The organism is Serratia sp. JSRIV001 (assembly GCF_019968745.1).
GTDB lineage: Bacteria > Pseudomonadota > Gammaproteobacteria > Enterobacterales > Enterobacteriaceae > Chania > Chania fonticola_B.
Genome location: NZ_CP074147.1, coordinates 2,016,561 through 2,037,812 on the forward strand (window position 1 = coordinate 2,016,561; position 21,252 = coordinate 2,037,812).

At 51.9% G+C, this 21,252-nt stretch carries 20 protein-coding genes; 6 read left to right on the plus strand and 14 right to left on the minus strand.

The annotated features are described in order from the left end of the window. Nucleotides 1-36: 36 nt before the first annotated feature. The gene (locus tag KGP17_RS09180) at nucleotides 37-2,430 is read left to right on the plus strand and encodes a glucose/quinate/shikimate family membrane-bound PQQ-dependent dehydrogenase (protein ID WP_223499201.1); all 2,394 of its coding nucleotides are present in this window, start codon (nucleotides 37-39) and stop codon (nucleotides 2,428-2,430) included. Nucleotides 2,431-2,507: 77 nt separating this feature from the next. Here the strand turns inward: KGP17_RS09180 and rimO are convergent, their stop codons facing one another. From rimO to KGP17_RS09210, 6 genes are all read right to left on the minus strand, one after another. After that, complete coding sequence (rimO, locus tag KGP17_RS09185) at nucleotides 2,508-3,839, minus strand: 30S ribosomal protein S12 methylthiotransferase RimO (RefSeq protein ID WP_021179962.1); 1,332 nt, start codon at nucleotides 3,837-3,839, stop codon at nucleotides 2,508-2,510. Nucleotides 3,840-4,028: 189 nt separating this feature from the next. Continuing rightward, nucleotides 4,029-5,009: a magnesium and cobalt transport protein CorA gene (locus KGP17_RS09190; protein WP_021179961.1), complete on the minus strand. Its 981-nt coding sequence runs from the start codon at nucleotides 5,007-5,009 to the stop codon at nucleotides 4,029-4,031. Between the two features lie 11 nt (nucleotides 5,010-5,020). Further along, nucleotides 5,021-5,440, minus strand: coding sequence for a GNAT family N-acetyltransferase (locus KGP17_RS09195; protein WP_121606432.1), 420 nt, complete (start codon nucleotides 5,438-5,440; stop codon nucleotides 5,021-5,023). 63 nt (nucleotides 5,441-5,503) lie between these two features. After that, nucleotides 5,504-5,920, minus strand: a complete 417-nt coding sequence (locus KGP17_RS09200) for a YjaA family stress response protein (protein ID WP_094982887.1) — start codon at nucleotides 5,918-5,920, stop codon at nucleotides 5,504-5,506. A gap of 52 nt (nucleotides 5,921-5,972) precedes the next feature. After that, complete coding sequence (locus tag KGP17_RS09205) at nucleotides 5,973-6,593, minus strand: glutathione S-transferase family protein (protein WP_223499202.1); 621 nt, start codon at nucleotides 6,591-6,593, stop codon at nucleotides 5,973-5,975. Between the two features lie 73 nt (nucleotides 6,594-6,666). Continuing rightward, entirely contained in the window at nucleotides 6,667-7,323 is a 657-nt protein-coding gene (locus KGP17_RS09210) for an HAD family phosphatase (protein WP_223499203.1), read from the minus strand. Between the two features lie 415 nt (nucleotides 7,324-7,738). Between KGP17_RS09210 and KGP17_RS09215 the strand changes: the two genes are divergently transcribed. Next, entirely contained in the window at nucleotides 7,739-8,944 is a 1,206-nt protein-coding gene (locus tag KGP17_RS09215) for a serine hydrolase (RefSeq protein WP_037375034.1), read from the plus strand. A gap of 42 nt (nucleotides 8,945-8,986) precedes the next feature. Here the strand turns inward: KGP17_RS09215 and KGP17_RS09220 are convergent, their stop codons facing one another. From KGP17_RS09220 to deoC, 4 genes are all read right to left on the minus strand, one after another. Then, on the minus strand, nucleotides 8,987-10,354 hold the full coding sequence (locus KGP17_RS09220; protein ID WP_094982883.1) for an L-serine ammonia-lyase: 1,368 nt from the start codon (nucleotides 10,352-10,354) through the stop codon (nucleotides 8,987-8,989). A gap of 133 nt (nucleotides 10,355-10,487) precedes the next feature. Further along, nucleotides 10,488-11,786, minus strand: coding sequence for an HAAAP family serine/threonine permease (locus KGP17_RS09225; RefSeq protein ID WP_021179954.1), 1,299 nt, complete (start codon nucleotides 11,784-11,786; stop codon nucleotides 10,488-10,490). Nucleotides 11,787-12,742: 956 nt separating this feature from the next. Continuing rightward, nucleotides 12,743-13,507 (minus strand): DNA-binding transcriptional repressor DeoR, encoded by a 765-nt coding sequence (gene deoR / locus KGP17_RS09230; RefSeq protein ID WP_021179953.1) that lies wholly within the window; start codon nucleotides 13,505-13,507, stop codon nucleotides 12,743-12,745. 177 nt (nucleotides 13,508-13,684) lie between these two features. Beyond that, entirely contained in the window at nucleotides 13,685-14,365 is a 681-nt protein-coding gene (gene deoC / locus KGP17_RS09235; RefSeq protein ID WP_021804992.1) for a deoxyribose-phosphate aldolase, read from the minus strand. Nucleotides 14,366-14,593: 228 nt separating this feature from the next. Here deoC and KGP17_RS09240 point away from each other — a divergent pair, with 228 nt between their 5' ends. Then, complete coding sequence (locus KGP17_RS09240) at nucleotides 14,594-15,412, plus strand: hypothetical protein (protein ID WP_223499204.1); 819 nt, start codon at nucleotides 14,594-14,596, stop codon at nucleotides 15,410-15,412. A gap of 30 nt (nucleotides 15,413-15,442) precedes the next feature. Here KGP17_RS09240 and ybjG read toward each other — a convergent pair whose 3' ends face one another. Next, a complete protein-coding gene (gene ybjG / locus KGP17_RS09245; protein WP_223499205.1) occupies nucleotides 15,443-16,048 on the minus strand; it encodes an undecaprenyl-diphosphate phosphatase in 606 nt (201 codons plus the stop codon). Nucleotides 16,049-16,054: 6 nt separating this feature from the next. Then, complete coding sequence (locus tag KGP17_RS09250) at nucleotides 16,055-16,813, minus strand: phosphatase PAP2 family protein (protein ID WP_223499206.1); 759 nt, start codon at nucleotides 16,811-16,813, stop codon at nucleotides 16,055-16,057. A gap of 160 nt (nucleotides 16,814-16,973) precedes the next feature. Between KGP17_RS09250 and eco the strand changes: the two genes are divergently transcribed. Further along, complete coding sequence (gene eco, locus KGP17_RS09255) at nucleotides 16,974-17,486, plus strand: serine protease inhibitor ecotin (RefSeq protein WP_094982881.1); 513 nt, start codon at nucleotides 16,974-16,976, stop codon at nucleotides 17,484-17,486. A gap of 67 nt (nucleotides 17,487-17,553) precedes the next feature. On the opposite strand, the gene lpxA is transcribed toward eco, so the two are convergent. After that, entirely contained in the window at nucleotides 17,554-18,345 is a 792-nt protein-coding gene (gene lpxA / locus KGP17_RS09260) for an acyl-ACP--UDP-N-acetylglucosamine O-acyltransferase (RefSeq protein WP_115159834.1), read from the minus strand. Nucleotides 18,346-18,794: 449 nt separating this feature from the next. Between lpxA and KGP17_RS09265 the strand changes: the two genes are divergently transcribed. Beyond that, on the plus strand, nucleotides 18,795-19,220 hold the full coding sequence (locus KGP17_RS09265; RefSeq protein WP_223499207.1) for a universal stress protein: 426 nt from the start codon (nucleotides 18,795-18,797) through the stop codon (nucleotides 19,218-19,220). Between the two features lie 246 nt (nucleotides 19,221-19,466). Here KGP17_RS09265 and KGP17_RS09270 read toward each other — a convergent pair whose 3' ends face one another. Continuing rightward, nucleotides 19,467-20,051, minus strand: coding sequence for a hypothetical protein (locus KGP17_RS09270; protein WP_094982878.1), 585 nt, complete (start codon nucleotides 20,049-20,051; stop codon nucleotides 19,467-19,469). An 814-nt stretch (nucleotides 20,052-20,865) separates the two neighbouring features. On the opposite strand from KGP17_RS09270, the gene KGP17_RS09275 reads away from it, so the two are divergent. After that, nucleotides 20,866-21,222, plus strand: coding sequence for an SH3 domain-containing protein (locus KGP17_RS09275; RefSeq protein WP_223499208.1), 357 nt, complete (start codon nucleotides 20,866-20,868; stop codon nucleotides 21,220-21,222). The last annotated feature ends 30 nt before the right edge of the window (nucleotides 21,223-21,252 follow it).

The window sequence follows — 21,252 nt, forward strand, 5'->3', positions numbered from 1 at the left end:
AAATTTGCGCGTTGCTAGCGGTGGGAGAAAGTGAATATGGCAAAGACAGGCAATAAACGAAGTATAGGGAATTACTTGATGTGGCTGCTGGGGGGGCTGATGGGCGTCATCGGCCTCGCGCTGGCAATCGGCGGCGTTTACCTGGCTTCATTGGGAGGGAGCCTCTATTTTGGGCTGATGGGAGTGATGATGCTGATCGCTGCGGTACTGGTGATCAAGCTCAAACCTGCGGGCATATGGGTGTATGCGCTGGCCTTTGTATTCACCCTGATTTGGGCGTTGTGGGACGTTGGCCTGGATTTCTGGCCGTTGTTCTCACGCTTGTTTATGTTCGGCGTGCTGGCCTTCCTGGCCGCGTTGGCCTATCCATGGTTGAAGAAACGTGCCGGTCATCCGGTTCGCGGCTTCGTCAGCTATTCTTTGGCTGGGTTGCTGGCGGTTGCGCTGGTGGCCGGATTTGGTTACACCTTTGTGCCTACGCCATTGGTGGCGGCCAAGGAAGATATTCCGGTTAAACCGGTGGCTGCCGGTAGTGAGCAGAAAAACTGGGAACATTGGGGGAATACCACCCACGGTGACCGTTTTGCCGCGCTGGATCAGATCAACAAGTCTAACGTCAGCAAGCTGAAGGTGGCGTGGATTGCCCATACCGGCGATATTCCACAAAGCAACGGTTCCGGTGCAGAAGACCAGAATACTCCGCTGCAGATCGGTAATACCCTGTATGTCTGTACTGCCTACGGCAAAGTGCTGTCGTTGGAGGCCGATACCGGCAAACAACTGTGGTCCTTCGATCCTAAAGCCTCAGCCCCTAACTGGCAGCGTTGCCGTGGCCTGGGTTATTACGACAATGCGGCTCAGCCTGCCTCATCGCCAGTGGTTGCCGCTAACGCTTCGGCCCCGGCCATGTGCGAACGCCGTCTGTTCCTGCCAACCATCGATGCGCGTTTGATTGCCATTGATGCCGATACCGGCAAACCTTGCGCCGACTTTGGTGATAACGGCACCGTCGATCTGAAAGCGGGCATGGGCGAAGTTAAACCGGGTTATTACCAGCAAACCTCAACCCCATTGGTGGCGGGTAACCTGGTGGTGGTCGGTGGCCGCGTGGCGGACAACTTCTCTACCGGCGAACCTCCTGGTGTGGTGCGTGCTTATGATGTGCATACTGGTGAACTTGCCTGGGCATGGGATCCGGGTAACCCGGCCATTACCAAGCTGCCACCAGCGGGTGAAACCTATACGCGCGGTACGCCGAACGTGTGGTCCGCAATGTCCTACGACGCCAAACTGAATCTGATCTATCTACCGACCGGTAACGCCACGCCTGACTTCTTTGGCGGCGAGCGTACCGAGCTGGATGATAAATACAGTTCTTCCATTGTGGCTGTTGATGCCACCAGCGGCAAAGTGCGTTGGCATTTCCAAACCACGCACCATGACCTGTGGGACTTTGACCTGCCTTCCCAGCCGTTACTGTACGATCTGCCAGATGGCAAGGGTGGTACGACACCCGTGCTGGTGCAAACCAGTAAGCAGGGCATGATCTTTATGCTCAACCGTGAGAACGGTCAGCCGGTGGCGAAAGTGGAAGAGCGTGAAGTGCCGCAAGGCAATGTGCCTGGCGAACGTTACTCCAAGACCCAGCCGTTCTCGGTGGGAATGCCGAATATTGGCAACCAGACGCTGACCGAGTCAGATATGTGGGGCGCAACGCCGCTCGATCAACTGCTGTGCCGTATCGAGTTCAAAGGGATGCGTCACCAGGGCGTCTATACACCGCCGGGTATCGACCGTGCTCTACAATATCCTGGCTCGTTGGGCGGGATGAACTGGGGCAGCGTTTCGGTGGATCCGAACAATGCCATCATGTTTGTTAACGATATGCGTTTGGGGCTGGCCAACTCGATGGTGCCACGCAGCAAGGTGCCGACCGGCGCCAGCGGCATCGAAATGGGTCTGGTTCCGATGGACGGTACGCCGTTTGGTGCGATCCGTGAACGCTTCCTCTCCCCACTGGGCATTCCATGCCAGAAGCCGCCGTTTGGCACCATGTCAGCGGTAGACCTGAAGTCTGGCAAGCTGGTGTGGCAGGTTCCGGTAGGTACGGTGCAGGATACGGGGCCGCTGGGGATCAAAATGCGTATGCCGATGGAAGTTGGCATGCCAACGCTGGGTGCTAGCCTGTCTACTCAATCTGGTCTGCTGTTCTTTGCTGGTACTCAGGATTTCTACCTGCGTGCCTTCGATACGGCAACCGGGAAAGAGATCTGGAAAGAGCGTCTGCCTGTGGGCAGCCAGTCCGGCCCAATGACCTTTGTTTCGCCGAAGAACGGCAAGCAATACATTATCATCAGCGCGGGTGGTGCTCGTCAGGCCGCAGAGCGGGGTGACTATGTCATTGCTTATGCTCTGCCAGACGAAAAGTAACTAGCTGGTAGTTCAACAATAAATAAAGGGGTTAGCATTACTGCTAACCCCTTTATTGTTTTCCGCGGTGGTCGAAATCAGACCTTGGAACCCCAGAGATCGTACTCGTCGGCGTTCTCAATCTTCACTTTGACGATGTCGCCGACTTTGACATTGGCTTCACCGTTGAGGTAAACCGCGCCGTCGATTTCCGGTGCGTCCGCCATGCTGCGGCCAATGGCACCTTCCTCATCCACTTCGTCGATCAGCACCAGCACTTCGCGGCCAATCTTATCTTGCAAGCGTTGGGCGGAGATTTGTTGCTGCAGCTGCATAAAGCGATGGAAGCGTTCTTCCTTCACTTCTTCTGGCACCGGGTCGGCCAGTTCATTAGCGGCAGCACCTTCTACCGGGCTGAACTTGAAGCAGCCAACGCGATCCAGCTTGGCTTCGGTCAGGAAGTCGAGCAGCATCTGGAAGTCTTCTTCGGTTTCCCCTGGGAAGCCAACGATAAAGGTGGAGCGCAGCGTCAGGTCCGGGCAGATTTCGCGCCAGCGCTTGATGCGCTCCAGCGTGCGTTCAACCGCGCCAGGGCGTTTCATCAGCTTGAGGATTTTCGGGCTGGCGTGCTGCAGTGGAATATCCAGATAAGGCAGGATCTTGCCTTCTGCCATCAGCGGGATCACGTCATCCACGTGTGGGTAAGGGTAAACGTAGTGCAGACGCACCCAGGCACCCAGGCTGGAAAGCTGCTCACACAGGCTGACCATGCTGGTTTTTACCGGCTGGCCGTTCCAGAAACCGGTACGGTGTTTGACATCGACGCCGTAGGCCGAGGTATCTTGTGAGATCACCAGCAGCTCTTTCACCCCAGATTCCACGAGGCGTTTGGCTTCATCCAGCACGGAGCCGATCGGACGGCTGTCCAAGTCACCACGCATCGATGGGATGATGCAGAAGGTGCAGCGATGGTTACAGCCTTCGGAAATCTTCAGGTAGGCGTAGTGCTTTGGCGTCAGCTTCACGCCTTGCGCCGGGGTCAGGCTGGTAAAGGGGTTATGCTCCGGTTTCGGCACATATTGGTGAACGTGGGACAAAACCTGTTCGTAGCTGTGCGGCCCGGTAATTTCCAGGACCTTCGGGTGCACCTCACGAATTTGGTTTTCCTTGGCACCGAGGCAGCCGGTCACAATCACCTTGCCATTCTCGTTCAAGGCTTCACCGATTGCTTCCAGTGACTCTTGAACGGCGCTGTCGATAAAGCCGCAGGTGTTCACGATCACCAGCTCAGCATCATCATAGCGGGGCACTACCTGGTAACCTTCGTTACGCAGTTCAGTCAGGATCCGTTCAGAATCAACCAGGTTTTTCGGGCAACCTAGTGAGACAAAGCCGACACGGGGGGCTTTTGGGGTCATAGTTTGTGACATAGCTCAATCCAAAATAGAAACGGGCGGATTTTACACTTGGGCAACGGGAAATTACACCGTTATATGTTGGCGGCGTAAACAAAAACGGCCCAGATTGATGACAAAGCCAGACGGGCGCATGCAGCGCCCCAACGTAACGTTGCCAGCAGCAGTCTCGACCCTGGCAGTATAGGCCGTTTTGATGGCGATCTATAACCAGCCGGAACGCTTGAGTTTTTGGTACAGGAAGAAGCAACCGGCGACGGTGACGCCCAGCGTGGTGTGGTAAGCCCAGGGGAACTTCAACTCGGGCATATCGGCGAAGTTCATGCCGTACAGGCTGAAGATCACCGTTGGAATGGCCAGGATCGCCCCCCAGCCTGCCAATCGCTTAACCACTTCGTTTTGCTTGACGGTCACCAATGCCAGATTGACGTGCATGGCGTTGGTCAGCATTTCGCGCATATCATCTAGCGTGCTGGCGACCTGCCGGGTATGGTCCTGCACGTCGCGAACGTAGGCCCGTAATTCTTTAGGGATCACATCCTCATGCAGATGGATCAGCTGGTTGCAGATCTCATCCATCGGCAGGGCGGCATTCCGCAGGCCGAGCAGGTGGCGGCGCAGGCTGTAGACGTTTTCGATGGCGGTTTCGTCAAACTCCGACCTGAACATGTTGGACTCGATGTCTTCGATCATCGTTTCGAACTTGCCGACGATATGGCGATAGTTGTCGACGATAAAATCCAATACCGAATACAGCGCAAAGCCAGGTCCATGGCAAAGCTGCTTGGGGTTTTCCTCTGCCTTGGCGCGGATTGGGGCATAGCTGGAGGAAGCACCGTGGCGCACGCTGATCAGGAAGTTTTTACCAACGAAAAAGTGGGTCTCACCGTATTCGACTTCTTCTTTCATCCACTGTGCGGTTTTCACCACGATGAACAGCGAGTCACCGTAGGTTTCTATTTTCGGCCGTTGATGGGCACATAAGGCGTCTTCGATCGCCAGATCGTGCAGGCCGAATTCCTCCTGGATCTTGCGCATAAACGCGTCTTCCGGTTGCCACAAGCCCAGCCAGATAAAAGTGTCCGGCTCCTTGACCACTTCACTGATATCCTCAATCGTCACGTCGGTCAGCCGTTTTCCGGCCTTGTACGCTACGCAGTTGATTACCATTGCCTGGGTTTCCATCGCGTTACCTGTCAGTCTGTGAGGGTTTTGGTGAAGAAATAGCGTTCATGCTCTACCGGCGCATTGTGCAATGTCATTTGCAATTGGTAACCCTGTTTTTCGTAGAATGGCCGAGCCTGGAAACTGAAAGTATCTACACGCGCAAATTTGCAGCCATCCGCTATTGCCTGCTGTTCTGCTTTCTTGATGAGCTTACTGCCTACACCTTCGCCGCGTAATGTCTCAGAAACCCACAACAGATCGATGCTTAACCAACTGCCTACGGTACTGCCGGTTAACCCAGCGAGTTTATTCCCCTGATCATCCAAGACAAAAACCCCGATGTTTTTGTTCAGGATATCGCCCACAAATTGGTGGTTAAAAGTCTTCAAATGATTGCGAATCTCTTCGGTATCTTCTGGCTGTAGTGCGTCTGTTACGGTGATTTTCATTATGCCTCCTGGATGGTTCAACTAACTTAAGCACAGCAAAGGAAAAATGCAACATATTGAAATTTAGGTGAGTTTAAGATCGGCGGCGGTAAGCACCTGGTCAGAATTCATTAATAAAATGCGTTTTACCGTATCATCACTCAGGGGATGCGGGTCCGCATATACTGAGTGATATCCTTTGGGAAAGCTTGCAACGGTAATTTCCTGCAGGATCCGCTGCTCTACCTGGCTTACGCCGCCTTCCAGCATTTCCATTGCATGGATCACTATGTCATGACGCAAATGGCGGCGCTTAAGCTGATTGAGAAAGCCAGGGAAAAACTCTGGTACCAGATTATACAGGCAGTATTCGGCAATAAAAAACTGGCCGACCAGCAGCCGTTGAGTGCTGAAAGGGCCAACTCTAGAGGCGGTCTTCTGAGTATCGAGGCTTTTCAGGGTCAGATGGTTTCTGCGTACCTGTAAATAAAACAATGACATGCTTTTGCGTCCCTGCGTTGTAAGAAGTGCCCCATCTGGGACACCTTGGCAATCAAGTGAGTGGGATCATCACCGCGTGCTGGTAAGCAGGGCGTGCGCACAGCCGTTGATACCAGCGTTCCATATGCGGGCTAGGCTGGCGTTCGATCGGCATGGAAAACCAGGCGTAAACAAAGCTGCCGAGCGGTATATCGCCGATGCCGAACTCTTGGCCTGAGAGGTAGGGCTGCTCAGCCAATGTGCGTTCGATGATCGCAAAGTGTTGCTCCAGTTCAGCAATGCCAGCCTCAATCAGGGCCATATCACGCTTTTCGGGCGGAGTGCGAACCATGCCCCAGAACACGTTGCGGAAGGGGGCGGTGATGGTTGAGGTGTTCCAGTCCATCCATTTCTCTGCCGCAGCACGAGCCTGGAGATCCTGCGGGTAGAATGGCGTCTGGCCGAACTTGGCCGCCAGATAACGCACAATGGTATTGGATTCCCACAACACGAAATCCCCATCTTGCAACAGCGGCACCAGGCCGTTGGGATTAAGCGAACGATAGGGCTCTTCGTTAACCTTACCGTAGGCACCTCCGGCGTTGATATGGGTGTAATTTAGCCCTAACTCTGCGGCACACCAGCGCACCTTTTTGACGTTTGTAGAATTCTCACGGCCCCAAATGGTCAGCACAAAGCACCTCCTCATCGACGGATAAAAGTAACCCTCATACCTACGCTACAAAGCCGTTTTTGTCACCTTGAAATCAGCGTTCCCAGTGGCAGACTTCCCAACCGTGCTTTTCTGCCAGCGCGCCAAGATCGCTATTCGGGTTGATAACGGTGGCGCTGTCGACGTATTCCAGCATGGCTTTATCGTTAATGGAGTCGCTATAGCCGTGGCTATGGGCAAATTGCAGATCAGGGTGTTGCTGCAGCCATTGTTGCAGGCGGATGACCTTACCCTGCTGATAGGTCATGGTGCCGTAGGTATTGCCGGTAAAACGGCCTTCTGCCACTTCGACACCGATAGCCAGCGCGCCATCGGCTCCCAGTTGCTTGGCGATGGGGGCAACCAGGTGTTCACCGGTTGCTGAAATCACCAGAATGCAGTCGCCCCGTTCGCGATGCCATTGCATGCGTTCGCGTGCCGCGGGGTAGACGCGGGGCAGGATATCCCGGCGAATATAGCGCTGCACCCAACCGGCGACGGTCTGGGTACTCAGGCCCACCAGCGGAACCAGCGTTGCCTGCATATAATCTTCCATCGACAGCTGGCCCTGATAATAGGATTGCATCAACAGCTGCTCTTGGCGTTCCAACTCTGCCGGGGCGAACCCTTCGGCCACCAGCCAGCGAACCCACAGGCTGGCGCTGTCATCATCAATCAGGGTTTCATCCAGGTCGAACAGGGCTAAATCCATCAATATTTCTCCGGCAAGGAATGCTGCGGCTACAGGATAACGGATACTCGCGGCGTCGAGCCAGTTGCCACGGTGAAATGCGCAGAGCATAAGTAACTTTGATGACAGTGCGGCGACGGTTTGTTGAAAGTTTGCATAACCTGGCACATAGCCTGATTTCCAACCAATTTCTCTGCGGTAACGTACAGTTATGTAAAAATGCAGAAAAATCAGCCTAAACCCTGCAAAAATAAGAGCAATCTAATAAACTCACAACGAGGGCACTTTCGGTGCCGCGTTGGCCCAAATGGGAGCCGCTGGGTATTTCGCGGTTGGCAGCGCGGCCTGGTGCCACTCTCGCTGGTTGGCTGAAAACGTGAACATGTTTGAAAGTTAACGCTATTTCAATGGTTTGAATGGACACTCTGGCGACGTCATGATGAAAAATAACCGTTCTACTCCTCTTGGTAAATTGGCCCTCAGTGTAGGTGTCATGTTGTTGGTTGTGCCTACCGTACAGGCAGCAGAGGCTCCGGCCGCACCGCAGGTCGATGCGAAAGCCTATGTATTGATGGATTACAACAGCGGCAAGATCCTGGCAGAAGGCAATGCGGATACACGCCTGGATCCCGCGAGTCTGACTAAAATCATGTCCAGCTACGTGATTGGCCAGGCGATGAAAGCCGGTAAAATCAAACCGGACGATCTGGTCACCGTGGGCAAAGATGCCTGGGCAACCGGCAACCCGGTGCTGCGGGGTTCTTCTTTGATGTTTATCAAACCCGGCGATCAGGTGCCGGTATCGGAACTCAATAAAGGCATCGTCATTCAGTCAGGTAACGACGCCAGCATCGCCTTGGCGGATTTCGTGGCGGGTAGCCAGGATTCGTTCGTTGGCTTGATGAACAATTATGGCAAGTCCCTCGGTCTGCAAAATACCCACTTCCTGACCGTGCATGGCCTGGATGCCGAAGGGCAGTACAGCACCGCACGTGATATGGCGTTGCTGAGCCAGGCGCTGATCCGCGACGTGCCCGATGAGTACGCGTTGCATAAAGAAAAAGAGTTCACCTTCAACAAGATCCGCCAGATAAACCGTAACCGCCTGCTGTGGAGTACCAACCTGAACGTGGATGGTATCAAAACCGGTTACACCGGCGGGGCCGGGCATAACCTGGTCGCCTCGGCCACCGATGGCCCAATGCGCCTGATTTCGGTGGTGCTAGGGGCTCCGAGCGACCGTGTGCGCTTTAGCGAAAGCGAGAAGTTGCTGACCTGGGGCTTCCGTTTCTATGAAACCGCAACGCCGATCAAGGCCGATAAAGCCTTTGTAACGCAGAAAGTGTGGTTTGGCGACGTGGGCGAGGTGCCGTTGGGCGTGGCGAAGGATGCCGCCGTCACTATTCCCAAAGGGCAGATGAAAAACCTGAAGGCCAGCTACAAGCTTAACCAACCGACGCTGGAAGCGCCGCTGGCGAAAAATCAGGTGGTGGGCACCATCGATTTCCAACTGGATGGCAAAACTATCGATCAGCACCCGCTGGTGGTGATGCAGGAAGTGAAAGAAGGGAACTTCTTTAGCCGCATGTGGGACTTTGTGATGATGAAACTGACCCAGTGGTTTGGCGGTATTTTCGGCTAATCTTTGTTTGATAAGGGGCCAACAGTGGCCCCTTCTGCCAGATCAATTACACGCTACAACCTTGATGGCCAACCCGCCCTGAGATGTCTCGCGGTATTTGGAGTTCATGTCCTTGCCGGTTTCGTACATGGTCTCGATCACCTTATCCAGGCACACACGCGGCTCGCTGGTGCGACGCAGTGCCATACGTGCGGCATTGACTGCCTTTACGGCAGAAATCGCGTTACGTTCGATACAAGGCACCTGAACCTGTCCTGCCAGCGGATCACAGGTCAGCCCCAGATGGTGCTCCATGGCAATCTCTGCGGCGATACAAACCTGCGCCGGGCTGCCGCCCATCAGCTCCGCCAGACCCGCTGCCGCCATGGAGCAGGCCACGCCGACTTCCCCTTGGCAGCCCACTTCGGCACCGGAGATTGAAGCATTCATCTTGTACAACGTGCCGATCACACCGGCAGTCAGGAAGTAACGGCTGTAGGAGTTGGTGTTCACCGGGCGGATAAACTGGTCGTAATATGCCAGCACCGCTGGAATGATACCGCAGGCACCGTTGGTGGGCGCCGTCACCACCCGGCCACCCGCAGCGTTCTCTTCGTTAACCGCAAACGCGAACATATTGATCCAATCTACTACGTTCATCGGGTCGATATTGTTCTTGTCACCAGTGACCAGAATGCGGCGCAGGGCGGCAGCACGGCGTTGTACCTTCATTGGGCCAGGGAGCAACCCTTCGGTATTCATACCGCGTTCGATACCTGCACGCATCACCTGCCAGACGTCGGCAAAATGCGCTTCGATCTCTTCTTTGCTGCGCAATGCCAGTTCGTTCTGCATCACCAACCCGGAAAGCGAAAGCCCGGTATCTTTGCAGTGCTGCTGCAAATCCACTGCGGAGCGATAAGGGTAGGGGACCGCGACGCTATTGTTGGCCGATTGGCCGAAGTTTTCTTCATCAACGATAAATCCGCCGCCGATGGAGTAATAGGTTTTGCTGTGCAGTAACCGATCGCCAGCATAGGCGCTGATCGACATGCCGTTTTCGTGCAGCGGCAGGTTAGTGCTATGGAAGTTCATGCCACCAAGCTGTGGAAAATCGACCTCGTGCTCACCCTTTGCCAACAACAGGCGGCCACGCTGTTCTACATCACGAATAAAGCCGGCGATGCTGTCGATGTCCACATCATGGGGCAGATTACCCGCCAGGCCCATAATAATCGCGATGTCGGTATGGTGCCCTTTACCCGTCAGTGACAGTGAGCCGTAGACGTCAACCGCCACCCGCGTTGTATCGTGGAGTTGCCCGGCAGCCTGCAAATCATCAATAAACTGTTTACCGGCTTTCATCGGGCCGACGGTGTGGGAACTGGAAGGGCCGATGCCAATTTTGAAAATATCGAAAACGCTGACCATAGTCTCGCTTCCTTCTTGAAGTTAATTCCCTCAGCCTGCCGTTTAGGGGGCATATGGGTCATGCTTGAGTTCGCGGCGGGGTAGGAGGGGAGATTCGAGATAGCCGGTGCCATAAGGCACCGGCTGAGCGCTATTAACCGAACAGTGTGTACAGGATGGCAGAGATGGCAATCAGGCCCATCACGACCACAAATACGTTGCTGATGTGGCCGCTGTACTTGCGCATGGCAGGCACTTTACGGATCGCATACATCGGCATCAGGAACAGCAGCATCGCGATGATTGGGCCACCCAGGTTCTCGATCATGCCCAGAATGCTTGGGTTCAGCGTGGCAACGATCCAGGTGGTCACCAGCATGAAGATGGCAGTGATGCGGTTCAGCTTGTGGGTGGTGATGGTCTTGCCACGGCTTCTCATCGATTTGGCAATCATGCCGTTAAAGCCTTCACGAGCGCCGAGGTAGTGGCCCAGGAAGGATTTGGTGATGGCGATAAAGGCGATGACTGGTGCGATGTACTCGATAACCGGGTTGTTAAAGTGGTTAGCCAGGTAAGACAGGATGGAGATGTTTTGCGCTTTGGCTTCGGCCAGATCCGCCGGGGACAGGCTCAGCACGCAGCTGAAAACAAAGAACATCACGGTCAGCACCATCATGATGTGTGCGTAGCCCAGGATGCGGGAACATTTCTTCTCAGCGTCCACGCCGTACTCTTCGCGTTTTGCTACAGCAAAGGCGGAGATGATCGGTGAGTGGTTGAACGAGAACACCATAACCGGGATTGCCAGCCACAGGGTGATCACCAGGCCGTGGCCCAGGCTGCCGCCAGAACCGGCCAGTGAGACGTTTTCGAAGATGGCACTGCTCCAGTTAGGGATCAGATAAAGCGCCAGCAGCATCAGCACCCCAACAAACGGGAATACCAGGATACTCATGGTCTTCACGATCGCTTGCTCACCGAAACGCACGATGCCCATCAGTCCAACGATCAGGATCAGCGACAGGATGGCGCGTGGTGGCGAGGCCATACCCAATTGGTGGGTGATGAAGCTGTCCACGGTGTTGGTGATCGCAACGCTATAAACCAGCAGGATTGGGTAAATGGCGAAGAAGTAGAGCAGGGTGATCAGTTTACCTGCGCTGATACCAAAGTGTTCTTCTACCACTTCGGTGATGTCTTCACCTGGGTTTTTGCCGGACAAAACGAAACGGCACAGGCCACGGTGGGCGAAGAAGGTCATCGGGAAGGCGATGATGGCCATGATGATCAGCGGGATCAAACCACCGATACCGGCGTTGATTGGCAAGAACAAGACGCCAGCGCCGATGGCAGTGCCGTAGAGGCCCAACATCCACATGGTATCTGATTTACGCCAGGCCGTGCTGGAACCTGAGGCTGCAGAGGCGATAGTGCCGGTCTGTGTAGTGTCCATAAATATCTCCGAGGTGAACACGATAATTTAAAATAAAAAGAAAAACTTAAGTTTAAAATCCGCTGGTGAAATAAGTTGCTATCCCGCCAGTGGTAAAATCAGTTGTTACAACTAGAGGTTGAATTACGCCTCTGAATTGTTTACCAGGCTAATGATGTTGCTAACCTGTCCAAATGGTTTCTGCTGTTAACGGGGTCAACGCCGATGTTTCTGTCGGAGGAGCAACTGCCCACCGATTTTGTTGGCGGCAAGATAACGATTTACAGCAGAAACAACCGTGATCTTGCTCCCAAATGCGTGATGTGTGCGGTTAAAGGCTATTATTGTAAATTTTCATGCAAATGTTACGCGTTTGTGCAAAACATCATGCTGCAACCGCTCTCACCAATCCCACAACCTTTATCCGGTTTGTATGATGTTTAACCGGATAAAAACCTGTCTTGTGTGGCAGGGCGAGCAATATATTTTATGTGCTGGTTTGGATCTAGCGAAAATGCCGGATTAAGCTATTTTAGTGATTTAGATCACGTTTGGTTATTGTGAGGGGAAAACTTATCTTATTGTTTTTAAACTTATTTAATGATTTTGATTGTTTCTGTGGCTAGAAACGGATGACCGTAATAAGACGATCTTAATCATCATATGAATAAGGATAAATCCTGATAATTTGATTAAAAATAGCTGATAATTTTTAAACAAAAGTCAGCATAACGAGGCTGCTGAAGGTAAGGAGCCATTTTATCCGGGGGAGATTTGATGCAAATTACTGCAATAATGTTCTGCGCAGAATAATAACGCGAGCAAGTTGTTGCAATCCATTAACCTGTAATTATCGGCCAATAGGAATATTTTAAGTTTAATTGCTTAAAAAAAAGCCTGAGTTTAACGAAGAATTTGCAACCGCGTCCCTCAAGTAGCACCAGGGACACGGCATAAAATCGGCAGTGAGGCCAAGATCAGAAACGCAAAGTGACCGCGTGTTGGTCGAAAAACTCGATGAACTCGGGGTCAGGCTGGCGATCGGTGATCACCTTATCGAACAATGCCAGCGGCCCGATGCAGGCAGGCTTGGTTTGGGCAAATTTGCTGTGGTCGGCGACCAGGATCTTTTGCTGCGCCTTGTCCAACGCTTTGTGTTTCATCGCCAGTTCATCAAGGTTGAAGCAGGTTGCGCCGTGCTGCAAAGTGATGCCTGCCGCTGAAATAAAGGCCACGTTAGGGCAGATGTGGTCCAACTCATTATGTTGGCCAACAGCGGTGAAAATGTAGTTGCTCGGTTTGAATTCACCGCCGCACAGGATCACCTTGCAGTTGGGCTTGTCCTGCAGCGCCAGAAAGGTGTTGAGTGAGTGGCAAATGGCGGTAAAGGGGAGTTCATCGGCAATGGCGTCGATAATGGCCGGGGTGGTGGTGCCACAGTCAAAGAACACCGTGTCATTTTCATTGACCAGCGGTGCCGCCAACATGCCAATACGGCGCTTTTCCGCCACCTGTTTGGCTTTCTGGTCGGAGACAAAATAATTGGTGACCCCGTTGATACGCGGATCGGCTACGACATAACCCCCAAGCAAGACCACTGCAGCAGGTTCGGCACTGAGATCGCGCCGGATGGTCATTTCCGAGACGCCGAGCAGTGCGGCTGCTTCTTTTAAGTGGATCTTGTCAGAACGCTTTAGAGCCTGAACTAGCCGGTTGATACGTTCGTCGCGCCGGGTTTCCATCAGTTTTTCCTACAGGTTTATACCCCAAGTTTCTCAAGTGTGGCCGAAAGGGATAAAGGAGCCAAAAGTTTCTTTCGTTCGCTCCAACACAATAATGCGGAGTTGTGCAGACCCAGTTCGCACTGAGGGCACAACCCCGCATTAGATGTCGCTATACCTAGATAGAGCTAGCGAAAATCAGTAGCTACCGGTGTCAGCCGCATCGCCAGAAACGATCGCAACGCCCGAGCTGGTGCCGATACGTGTTGCACCGGCGGCAATCATTTTCCCTGCGGTAGCGCGATCGCGCACTGCGCCAGAGGCTTTGACACCCATCTCGCTGCCTACGGTAGCACGCATCAGTTTGACGTGGTCTTCACGAGCGCCGCCTGTGCTGAAACCGGTAGAGGTTTTAACGAAAGCGACATCCAGTTCACGACACATTTCACAAACTACAACGATTTGTTCATCGCTGAGCAGACAGGTTTCCAATATTACCTTCAACGGGATAGCCGCGCAAACTTCACGCACCGCGGCGATATCGGCCTTCACTTCGTCATTCAGGCCGCTTTTCAGCCAACCGACGTTGATCACCATGTCGATTTCCTGGGCGCCAGCGGCAATGGCAGCTTTGGCTTCGAAAGCCTTGGAGACGGTCAAACCAGCCCCCAGAGGGAAGCCGATAACCGAGCATACTTTAACGTTGCTATCCTGCAACAGGTGAGCGGCCAACGGGACATAACCCGAGTTAACGCAAACGGCATAGAAATTATGCTGACGCGCTTCTTCGCACAGTTGGTTGATCTGGCTGTCCGTGGTGTCCATAGCCAGCAGGGTATGGTCGATATAGCGAGCGTAATCAATCTGTTCAGTAGTCATGGTCATTTCCTCTATGGGGGTAAAAACGTTCTGTGGTGTTAGTGATGTTATAATCCTAACATTTCTAACATTGATGTTTCAAGCTGTATTAACAGTAATTTTTAGGGAGAACTGGAGTTTTACAGCAACGTCTAACACAGTGTTTGCTGGAAAATGTTATTTAAATAACATAGACTGTATATTGACAAATCCGTTCACTGTGCAACGGCTGCCCCCTGAGGAAAGAAGATGAAGACGATCATTAATCTGAGCCCTGGATTGTTCGGCATAGAGCCGAATGAAGTGTATCGCGGCGCTGGTTTTACGGTGACCGCGTTTATGTTTCCTGGTGATATCGCCGCGTTGGTGCTGCAAAATCAGCGGGGTACCTTAACGTTGTTGCCCTACCAGGATTTGATGATTTGGGATGCGGTGTTTGATGGCCAGTCTCTCAAAGCAAAAGCCAGCCAGCTGCAGCCTCGACGTAATGATGCCCGTGGCTGTTTTGCCTCTCACCAAGGATTGCCTGCTAATCATGGTCCGGTGATTGATGTCTGGCTGGAAGTCGAAGAGGAAGCGATCGCTATACGAGCCCGCACTGCCGATGGCCCTTGCCGCATCCAACCGGCCGTTCAGCTAGCCGCCAACAGCACACAGTTCAGTATTGAAATGGTGATCGACAACCTGGCCGAGCAGGCTCAGCCATTAAGTTATATGTGCCATATGAACTATGCCTGTGAGGAAGGTGCCGTTTTCCGCCAAAATCTGCCGGGCTGTGCGCTCAATATCCGTGATAATCCGCAGCAGGTCATTTGTTCTGACGATCTCTCGCTATATGTTGATCAGGCCGAGTTCTTTATGCTGGCGCCGTGCGGCAGAAGGTATGTAACCCGTTTTGCCACCGGCCAATTCAGCTATGCCGTCTTACGGCGGCCACGAGCCAACTCGCGAGCGACAGCATTTGTTCAGCCAGCCAGTTGCAGCCCAGAGGTTGCAGCGATACCAATGGCGGTGATGTTAAAAGCGGGGGAGATGCGGGAGTTCCGCGTGACGACCGGTATGCTATAGCTGGCGGGGGCAAGCCCCCGCAGGCAGGTATTACTCCTTGACCCATCCTTTACGGATCGGGAAGGCAAACAGGAAATGGTACAGGCGGGTCAGACGCTGGGCGATGGCATCACCAAACAGGTTCCACACCAATTGGGCAAACAGACAGCCTACGCAACCCACCAGGAAACCGCCCACCATATCCAGTGGCCAGTGCACGCCGAGGAATACCCGGGACCAGGCAATGGCGATTGCCACGACCATCAGCAAAAGTCCGGACCAGGCGCGATGCCAGCACAAGAAGGCCAGGGCGAAGGTGAAGATGGCGGTACCATGATCGCTGGGGAAAGAACTATCTGGTGCATGCGCCAGGAAGGTATAGCCGATACCGGTGACAAACGGGCGCTCATGGGGCAACAGCGCACCGATAGCGGCCGAAGCGCACATGGCAAATAACAGGGCAATGGTCGTTTTGGCTACCACTTCTCGCTGTGCTGCCAGTTGGCCATGTGCCCCCCAGAACCACAGGCCAACAATCAGCAGAGGGATAATGGCGATCAGATCCCGGGCGATGAAAGTGGCAAGATCGATTAACCATTCCGGGCTGGCCGGAGTGGCATTGATCCAGGCGAAAAGAAGATAGTTCAACTGCTCCATTAAGTCTTACCTCGTTTTACGGCGGAAATAGCCGCTAATACACCAATAAACAGCCACCTGGCTGAACCAAACCCACCACCCGGCCCACAGGTTATGGGAAAGAAAATGTGCGCCCCGCATGATCTGGCCAAAGCCCATCAGCATGCCAAGCGTGATGCCGCCCAGCCAGCACCAGTAAGCCAGGCGCGGGCGTTGCGGATAAAACAGAAAGAACAGCGCCATCACGGCGAAGCCGCTGGAAGCGTGGCCACCGGGGAAGCAACGGCCAGGCCCCGGAAACGCTGGCGTGGTGCCAAACAGTGGAAATGACATTGCTTTGCCACCGTACTCCAGCAGATCCCAAGGGCATGAGTGTGCGCTGGTGGCCTTCAGGATCCCCACCACCAACGGCCCAGTGCCGATCAACAGCATGGCGACGATCAGCCTTGCGTTACGGCGATAAATTCCCCAAAACAACGCCAGCACCGCTCCGGCGATCACCGAAATCTTTAACAACCGATGGTTGATCAGATCCAGCCAGTAGTTGTTCTGCCACGGAAAACGCTGGCTGGCGGCGTCATACCAATAATTACTGACTGCCCAATCCAGCTGTTCATTGCGTGACAGCCAGATAAACAACAGTGCAGCCACCAACAGCCCAAAGGCTTGCCAACGGTAAAAGGATGCGGGCAAGGAGTAAAGGGCGTCAGTCTGAATTTGGCTAGTCGTTGAGGATTGATTTAATGACGATTGTTTGGCGTTTGATGGGTTCACACGAAGGCTCATAGGCGGCAATGGATCAGGCTACTGTAATCATTCCGTCTTAAGAAAACCTTAATGGATGGCGAGCGGCTTGGGGACGATATCCAGAATTGACCTATAATTTAACGGCGTAAAGTATGCTAGCGTAATTAGGTATTTAGGTTATGAATTGTAAGGATAAAAAATGAACAAGCTTTCTATGGTAGTGACCAGCCTGCTGATGGCCGCGTCTGTCAACGCCGTTGCTGCAACCACCGCAAGTACTGACGATCTCAATATGCAGCCGTTGGAAAAAGTAGCACCGTTCCCGAAAGCGGAGCCGGGCATGAGCCGGCAGGTCATTTATTTACCCAAGCAGGAGAATGAAGAAAACTTTAAGGTTGAGCTGCTGATTGGCCAAACGCTGGAAGTGGATTGCAACCGCCACATGATGGGCGGCAATCTGGAGAGTAAAACGCTGGCCGGTTGGGGTTACGACTATTTTGTACTGCCGAAGCTCTCGGCTCCGGCCTCTACCATGATGGCTTGCCCGGATAATACCAAGCGTCAGGAGTTCGTTGCCGCTCATCTGGGGGATGCCGCGATGCAGCGCTATAACAGCCGCTTGCCGATCGTGGTTTACGTGCCGAAGGACGTCGAGGTGCGCTATCGCATCTGGTCTGCCAGCGAAAATACTGGCCGTGCGGTAACGAAATAAACGACTGTAGACTCCGCTACGTAGGGGCGCCGCATGCGGCGCCCATCTGAATATTCAATGGCAGCGCCTAGCGGATAATACCGCGCGCCGAGCGTGAGAAGAAAGAAGTAAACCATTGCAGTAGCGGATAGGTTTCGCTCAAGCGCTGCACTTCCTGTTTCACCTCATTGATCGCCAACGCATTGTGATAAAGCATGTTATACAGGGTTTGGATCACCTGCTGTTGCTGCTCACTAAGTGATTGGAAAGCTGCCGCTGAATCGTTTACCCCGATGGGGGCCGCGTGGTTGCCACTGGCACTGACAAAAGGTGGAACATCCTGCACCACGCCGGACTGATGGGCGATATGCGCATGGGCACCCAGCAGACAAAACTGATGTATCGCGCACATATTGCCGATCTGCACAAAATCATCCAGCTCAACATGCCCGGCCAGCCCCGAGTTATCACCGATAACCGTAGTATTGCCGACAATACAATCATGGCCAATGTGGACGTTGTTTAAGAACAGGTTGTCATTACCGATGGTTGTCCGCCGATAGCCTTGAGTGGTGCCGCGATGAATGGTCGCATTCTTGCCGATCCTGTTTCTGTCGCCGATCACCACGTCCGTAGCTTCACCAGCATATTTCAAATCCTGATTCACTTCGCCGATGATGGAAAACTGCCCGATAACGTTATTGCAGCCAATCCGGGTGAGGCCGTTAATGCTTACATGGGAGGCTATTACCGTGTCATCACCAATCTCGACGCCGGCTGCGATGATGCAGAAAGGGCCAATGCTGACGCGCGCACCGATAATCGCCCCCGGTTCAACCAAGCTATTGCTTGCGACCCGGGCAGAGGAAGAAATTGACATTGCGTTATCCTGATGATGGCGCGTGGCGTTTCCGGCACTCAAGGCCAATCATGGGTAAATGATTAAGCCTTAATTTGGATTAATCTGAGAGTAAGCGTCGAATGTGAGGGGAAAGGGGTGGTCGTTGGTGGTCAGGTGATTTTTCTTATCGACAGGGCCGAGTATAAGGAGTTCCCGGGTATATCACACCATCTTATATTTTCTTTATTTTCTGAACTTTTTTGTAATGGAAGATGGGGCAGAGGAGATAAAGGTGAATCGGTTAACCGAGACCGCAGTTGGCTCACAACGTTGGGGCGCTGCCTACAGATTTTGCAGTAGTGCCTGGTGCCGAGATGGATTGTTCCAGCAGTAAAATGACAAGAGGATAAGCAACCACTCTCAGGCTAGACTAGAATTAATAGGTAGGTTATCAGGCTGGGTATTAGGTAATTAGGAGAGCCGACAATATGACTTATCAACATATCGTTATTGCAACCGATCTGAGTGACGATGCCGAGCTGTTAGTGCGAAAGGGGGCTGAATTGGCTGACACACTGCAGGCCAAGCTGTCGTTGATTTATATCGATGAGCAAGCTAACCACTACAGCGAGTTTGGTAGTGGCGAATTCAACTATGCCGATAAGACCTTCTCCGAACGAGTTAAGAATATGCTTAACGCTATCCAGCAGCAGGCGGAGTATCCCATCAGTGAAGTGATCATTGGCCGTGGTGAACTCAGTGAAGCGCTGAATAGTGCCATCCGTGAGAAGGGGATTGATTTGGTGATTTTTGGTCACCACCACGATATGTGGAGCCGTTTGATATCCAGTACGCGCCGCACGATCAACCATATTGCGGTTGATATGCTCGTAGTACCGCTCGAAAAACATTGATGGGGAAACGTTGGATCTGAATGGCGTTGAGAGTGAAAGGCATCACAATAATTAGGTCAGAGCAGTGATTCGCCCATGGATATAGAGGCCGAATCATTGCTTCTCGCCAGCACGCTATTGCCACACCCAAGATCAAGTATATCTTATTGTGTTTTTTAGCTTTTCTGGTGATTGGATGCTGATTTTAACTCCGCCCGCTATTCTGTTATGGTATTGTTCAGCATTATAGCAGGGGCACTTATCTGATTACTTTGTTGATTGAAAGCTTTTCTCCACAAGGTAGTTCAGTACCTTGAGCTCATCATCAAGCAGGTTAGTGGGGATGTTTTTTAGGATTTTATTTCTCACATCGGTTCTTATAAAGAAGAGTGAGGTATTGGAAAAGAAGAAAGGATCCATCAAATAAATCAAAACACCGGCGTTGTAGAGTTCCATATAGTCACTGCCGATAAACGAGGTTTTCTTTACGGCGGTGGTGTATTTTTTAGCTAGAATTGCACTGATAACGCTAAACTGATCGGTTTTCAGTTGTAAGTGTAATGCCGCTAAATTTTTATTCTCATCAAACAAGACAAAAACATCTTTAGTACTTTCAAAAACGATATCACTTCGTTTGTCCTTATTGTTATCGGGTGTTTCTTTATAGATATTCCCTTTCAGTTCGCTGTTAAACCCCACATTTACCGCTTCAGGGTGAGTTATCTTGAACGTATCCTCCGTTGTCTGACCAAACTTCACCGTAAGCGTGCCTGTGCTAGCTGCACTTAAGTGCTCACTAAAAAAGAAGCTGGTTAAAACTAGAAAAAGGTAAGCTAAGAAACTCATTTTCATGATGCAATCCTATAAATCCTTTTGGGATTGTGAAATGACACATAAATAATCATTAAACTGCTAAAATTCGGTGTTTTATTTCTGGTGCTGTTATTGTGTTGGTTTTACATGCTCACCTCCATAGTGTAAATGATATTTATAACCGATGTCAGACGCCCTTTATGGAGCGACAATGCCTCGGTGCTTCACTACGTTGTCATTAAAAGAATAGTGTTGTCAATAACCTCGATAGGTTAAATTCTGTTAGTGTAAAATATGATGTTGCGGATAACGTTATTTGTAACAGAAGTCTCCTCCAGCTTTCACGCACTCCTGCATTCGGTATTTTATATTGCATTAATATAGAAATGCGTTAATTTCTTTTTGGATACTTTGCTCAATGAGTAATATGCTGCTGGTGTAAACGTGCTGATCGGCATTTATGTGTCGTACCGACAGGGTTGAGTATAAGGCGTACCTGAGCGTATCACATCATCTATGTCATCTGCCCAACCAGCATCAATATAAGCTGGGTTAAATGTTGATGCTTGCTGATGCATGAATGGAAAGATTTACAGGCCGGTGTAGTGGAGGTTGTCGGCCTGGGAAAGAATATAACCTAATAGTCCGCGATTGCCTTACCCTAACGTTCGGTGTTGGAAGTGTCAGTGCGTCGAATGAATTAAATTTATATATATCAATCAGTTGATTTATTTAAGGTTTAAGCAAGCTTCGCGTGATCAGCTTGCAATGAAATTAATAGTTGCAAACTGTATATGCATACAGATAATTGAAAGCATCGGAAGAAGGTAGGTGATGTTTTATGAGGAACAACATGAAATTTATCGCAACTGGGCGACATCGAAGTGAGTATCCAGATCCTATAACGTTCACAACTGGAACTTCGCTTACGATAGGGGACATATATGAGGGCGATGAAGGTTGGGATAATTGGTATTTCTGTACCATAGCTAATCATTCCGGTGGATGGGTGCCAGAACAGCTGATAGAACGAAGCGACAAACCTGGCCATGGTATAGCGAAAGATGACTATACGGCCAAAGAACTTGATGTTAATGAAGGAGATGAGTTGCTGGCGATAAAATTCTTAAATGGCTGGGTATGGTGCCAGCGACTCTCGGATCAAGATATTGGCTGGGTACCGAAAAGCATTCTTCAGAACATCAAATAAGGCCGTTATTTTACATCAGAGTCTGAGTGG